General features: G+C 58.7%; 5 protein-coding genes and 3 pseudogenes. All 8 read right to left on the bottom strand.

Translation table 11 applies throughout. From position 1 onward, the window contains the following. A pseudogene (locus EN879_RS26990) lies at positions 1-294 on the bottom strand (ATP-dependent DNA ligase); the annotation flags it as partial. 235 nt (positions 295-529) lie between these two features. Continuing rightward, on the bottom strand, positions 530-850 hold the full coding sequence (locus EN879_RS26980) for a KTSC domain-containing protein (protein ID WP_082826812.1): 321 nt from the start codon (positions 848-850) through the stop codon (positions 530-532). A 598-nt stretch (positions 851-1,448) separates the two neighbouring features. Continuing rightward, complete coding sequence (locus EN879_RS26975; protein WP_063170821.1) at positions 1,449-1,640, bottom strand: hypothetical protein; 192 nt, start codon at positions 1,638-1,640, stop codon at positions 1,449-1,451. After that, the gene (locus tag EN879_RS26970; RefSeq protein ID WP_032809501.1) at positions 1,637-1,777 is read right to left on the bottom strand and encodes an entericidin A/B family lipoprotein; all 141 of its coding nucleotides are present in this window, start codon (positions 1,775-1,777) and stop codon (positions 1,637-1,639) included. The genes EN879_RS26975 and EN879_RS26970 overlap by 4 nt, the downstream gene beginning before the upstream one ends. 12 nt (positions 1,778-1,789) lie before the next feature. Continuing rightward, positions 1,790-1,978, bottom strand: coding sequence for a hypothetical protein (locus EN879_RS26965; protein ID WP_063170820.1), 189 nt, complete (start codon positions 1,976-1,978; stop codon positions 1,790-1,792). 133 nt (positions 1,979-2,111) lie between these two features. Next, positions 2,112-2,246, bottom strand: a pseudogene (locus EN879_RS40190) (alpha/beta hydrolase); the annotation flags it as partial. A 170-nt stretch (positions 2,247-2,416) separates the two neighbouring features. Beyond that, positions 2,417-3,127, bottom strand: a complete 711-nt coding sequence (locus EN879_RS26955; RefSeq protein ID WP_244514444.1) for a hypothetical protein — start codon at positions 3,125-3,127, stop codon at positions 2,417-2,419. 5 nt (positions 3,128-3,132) lie between these two features. Next, positions 3,133-3,725, bottom strand: a pseudogene (locus EN879_RS26950) (SOS response-associated peptidase family protein). Between the last annotated feature and the right edge of the window lie 249 nt (positions 3,726-3,974).

The following is a 3,974-nucleotide window of genomic DNA, read 5'->3' as shown; positions in this document are numbered from 1 at the left end:
ACGGGTGACGGCTGACTGCAGGGCCTGGAAGTCGGACAGGCCGGCCTCGTTGACCGTGATTGTCTCGCCGTCGATGATGAAACTTTCCGCCTCGATCGCCTCCGCCTCTCCGGCAAGTTCGATATAGCGGCCGGTCCAGTCGTAACCGTTCTTGGTGAACAGCCGGATCCCGTTTTCATCCTTGATGATTTGGGTCCGATACCCGTCGAACTTGATCTCATGGAGCCATTCGTCGCCCTGCGGTGGCGTCTCGACCAGCTCGGGCTCCATGGGCTTGATGAACTTCAGACGCATGCGCTGACTCGCATAGTGCGATTCAATTAGCGCTCGCTAAAATGGTTCCGGAACATTTTAGACGAATTGAATGTTTGATGGTTATGACGAAGCTATCCGACCTTGGACCGCCGATTCCCGGCACGCAGCACGGCGGCGAGCCTGCCGACGAGCGCGACAATTTCATGACCTGTCCGGTCTGCGGCCAGCCGTTCGACATGCGCGATTTCCGCCAGGTCGCTTGGCACAATCTGCCTCAGCATGAACCGCTGGAACCGGAGCTTGCCACGGTCCGGAACGCGAACTGGTTGCGGATCCGATCATTGAAATAGCGGCCCTTGGCAAAGGCAGATTTGAAATCGGCGACGATCTCCGGCGGTACATCCAGAAAGTCGTACTGCCTGCCACTCGCTACAAACCACACTGAGAGAACCCTGGTTTCCGGGTCGTATTCGAACTTGCGTATTGAGGTCGACGGCATGGTGCACCAGGTCATTGCCGGTGAGCGACCCGCGAGATGGCCCGCCCAGTGAGGAAGCAGAGAGCGGGCCGACCACGGCTGTACGTCCATGGCCATCATCGCCTCCACGGAAGGACGGTGACAGCATTCCAACTCCCATTGGAATTCGGCGTTCCACACATAAACAAAAAGGCCCGCCACCTCTCGGCAGCGGGCAGTGTAGGTCGCTAGGATCACCCAGCGGTACCTAAAGTACACCCCGCCTCGCCAAAAGGGAAATGTTAGGCATCCCTAATGGACGATTCGGACCCTGGGGCTGACCGTGGGGTATCAAATCCGAGAATATCCTGCGGGCCAGGTGATAGCGGAATACCGAGCTGGGGCCCCGACATCCTATTGCGCCGCCGCACAGGCAACGAAAATGCCCGTGACGCTAACCGATCCGGAAACTACTTTCTTGAGGTGACCGATGAGAGCAACGGGAGGGTGTTCGCCTACCAATACGCCGATTTGCTCTACTGAGTGGCTTTGAGCAGCGGCTGCTGCTTCACCTCCGGGCCAAAACCGGCCGCTCCCATTCATAGCCGCAACGGGCTGTCCTAGGGATAGTTGGACTGGACGGTGTGTTGATTCACCCCTGCTGGATGGCTGAGGTGCAAAACCATGCAAACCACAATGCGCGGATACGCGACAGAAAGCCGTTGCATCGTCGACTTTATTCAAGCCGGAATTCAACCGCATGCTTGTCGGCCTCACGAATGAGGCCACTGTCCATGGCGGCTTCGAACGCCTTGGTGAAATACTGATCATCGGAGGCCTCGTGATCCTGCTGCGCAAGATCGATCGGCAGCGCTCCGATCACGCGGCCCGTTGTCTTCTCGATAACCGTGACGGTCCTCTGCATCATGGTTTGTTGACCGTGTCGTCGACTGCGTTGGCCGTTGCCTTGACGTCCCGGCCGACGCCTCGGACGGTGTTGGCGCAGGCCGCAAGGGCAAAGGCACAGGCAAGAATGACAATCGGTGTGATGCGTAGCAGTTTCATGGACGGGTTCTCCTATTTGTGATTATCAAGTCCGCTTTGCCGTATCGCACCTGTAACCGCCATCACCTTGTTGTGGGCGGCCGCTTCATCGGCGGTGTCAAAGGGCGTTGCGATGTCATCCAGAGCCAGTATCACAGCCAGGAACGGAAGGCCGATCAGCGGTGGTGCGTAGACAACGTACGCTGGGCGGGCATTCTTCATCGCCCATGTAGCACCATTTGTCGGTCAGGACCTAATCCACCTCGCCGACTTCCTGCACCACCGTGGCAAGCGATTCTTTCTATAGGAAACAGCCATGATTTTTCCTGCCGGGTAGCGATTGGGGTATGGTCGTGGAGAAATCTGCTGACAGCAAGTCCGCGACCTGGCCCCAAGTCATATGCGTGCGAGGATGGCCATGGATCAGAAGCAGAGGCGGCCCAGATCCGCCATGCCGAAGCCTTATAGGCCCGCCCTCGGTTTCCAACATTTCAAGCACGAAGTTGTCGAATCTGCCATCCTCAAAAATGGGCGGTTGTCGGCTTGAAGAACTCCTTGAGCATGGATTGGTTCAGGACGTGCAATCGCGACTGCAGATCGTTTCGGCTCCCGGTTAGCTTTCGCTCAGGGCTCATTCTGGACGCGAATGGCTAGACGGATTTAACGGAGCAGGCCCTCGTCGTCGAACGCGTTCCAGCCCTTCAACTTGGGCCGGGGAGCGTCATCTCTGGGGTTATTCCCGGCACCGCGAACCTTCTCGCTACCCTTTCCCGCCCGCGTCAGGGCAGCCTTGCCGGCGCCACGTCGCCTGTTCTCTGTAACTTGCTGCGCGTCCTCTTCACGCCAAAGGCTTGGCAGATCACGATCAAGGATGTCCTCGATGTGCCTGGGATCGAACACGTGGAAGGTGACGGCCTTGGATCGACCGCGCATCTTCACGGTGCGGGTGCCAATGCTTTGCAGCCGTCCGTTTTTCAGCCACTTGTGACGCTCACGCGAAGAGATCGCAAGGATGTCTTCGGCCTCGCGCGGCAGGACCGGGAGTACTGCGATGGTTTCCAGTGCCTTGGCGATCTTGTTCGAGGCGGCCTCGAACTCTTCGGCATCGTCTTCGCGCATCCGCAATGTCATGCGACCAGTCTCGGCTTTGACGTACTTCCTCACCGCCCAAGGCAGGCGGGCACGTATTTCACGCTCGATACCTTTCGTGCGCACCGACGAGCCAAGCGTCGCTGATGGCGGAAGGGGCCACTCGGTAATCAGTGACAACGAGGTGCAGACGCTTTGGCGAGAGCCGCGATCTCGAGGGGCCACAATTGCCGCAGCCAAGCCGCCAAGAATCTTTCGTGTTTGCGCAAAACGCACCGGCATCTGAGCTAGTCGCTTCCTTGTCGCACGGTTTCTACCGCCAGCGACCGGCCGGCAAGGCCTTCAACAGCTCCACCTCGGGTTTCGTGAGGTGGATCCATGCCGCCCAATCATCCGGGCGCAGAACCACAATCTGGCGATTGTGGGTGGGCGCCACGTCCAGGCCGGGTTCCGTCGTCAGCATAGCGAATGTCGGGGGCTTGTTGCCTTCGCCATCGCGCCACAGGGCGGCGATCGCCATGAACGAGGCGCCGTTGAGCGTGAAGCGATGCTTAGCCTTTGGAGACTTCTTTCCCGTGAATTCGAAGAAAGCCGACGCCGGAATAAGGCAGCGCTTGCTGTTGGAGACGTTCCGTCCTTCCGAGCGGAAGTTGAAGATCGGCCCGCCTTTGGGCCCGGAGGGCGGAAAGGCAAAGGTCATGCGCGTGAGTTCGATCGTGTCGCCGGCGGCGCGCATGATCGGGGCGGGATCACTGATGCGGATGTCATCCGCCTGCGGCAGATCCAGTTCGGTTTGATAAGTGGGAATGTCGAGCGCCAGCAATTGCATCATCCTGCAATATTCGGCCCAGGCGATATGCTGCTCATAATCGTTGCACATGGCTGCCCACGCTTTCAGTCAGTTGATGACTTATAACAGATAACGCGGCTTGGCTGCGGCGCCACCATCCGGAGATTTTCCGCTATGCCCGAAATCTCGCAATCTGCTTGATGCATTTCGAAGCCGTGCACGGGCGACGTGGATAGACGTGTCGTCGGCAATCAAAGTCCCGTCAGCCTCCCGCCACAGAGGTGCTCGGGCGATGGCCGGGAACCTGTGCAACCATTGCCACCCGGTATGTAGTAACGG

The sequence above is a fragment of the Mesorhizobium sp. M7A.F.Ca.AU.002.02.1.1 genome, from assembly GCF_003998535.1.
Taxonomy (GTDB): domain Bacteria; phylum Pseudomonadota; class Alphaproteobacteria; order Rhizobiales; family Rhizobiaceae; genus Mesorhizobium; species Mesorhizobium ciceri.
The sequence above is the reverse complement of the archived record's forward strand: the minus strand, read 5'-3'. Positions and strand labels throughout refer to the sequence as shown.

Coding starts and splice junctions, on each gene's coding strand:
- EN879_RS26965 (WP_063170820.1), bottom strand. CDS start 1,978: ATGAAGAATGCCCGCCCAGCGTACGTTGTCTACGCACCACCGCTGATC.
- EN879_RS26955 (WP_244514444.1), bottom strand. CDS start 3,127: ATGCCGGTGCGTTTTGCGCAAACACGAAAGATTCTTGGCGGCTTGGCT.
- EN879_RS26980 (WP_082826812.1), bottom strand. CDS start 850: ATGGCCATGGACGTACAGCCGTGGTCGGCCCGCTCTCTGCTTCCTCAC.
- EN879_RS26970 (WP_032809501.1), bottom strand. CDS start 1,777: ATGAAACTGCTACGCATCACACCGATTGTCATTCTTGCCTGTGCCTTT.
- EN879_RS26975 (WP_063170821.1), bottom strand. CDS start 1,640: ATGATGCAGAGGACCGTCACGGTTATCGAGAAGACAACGGGCCGCGTG.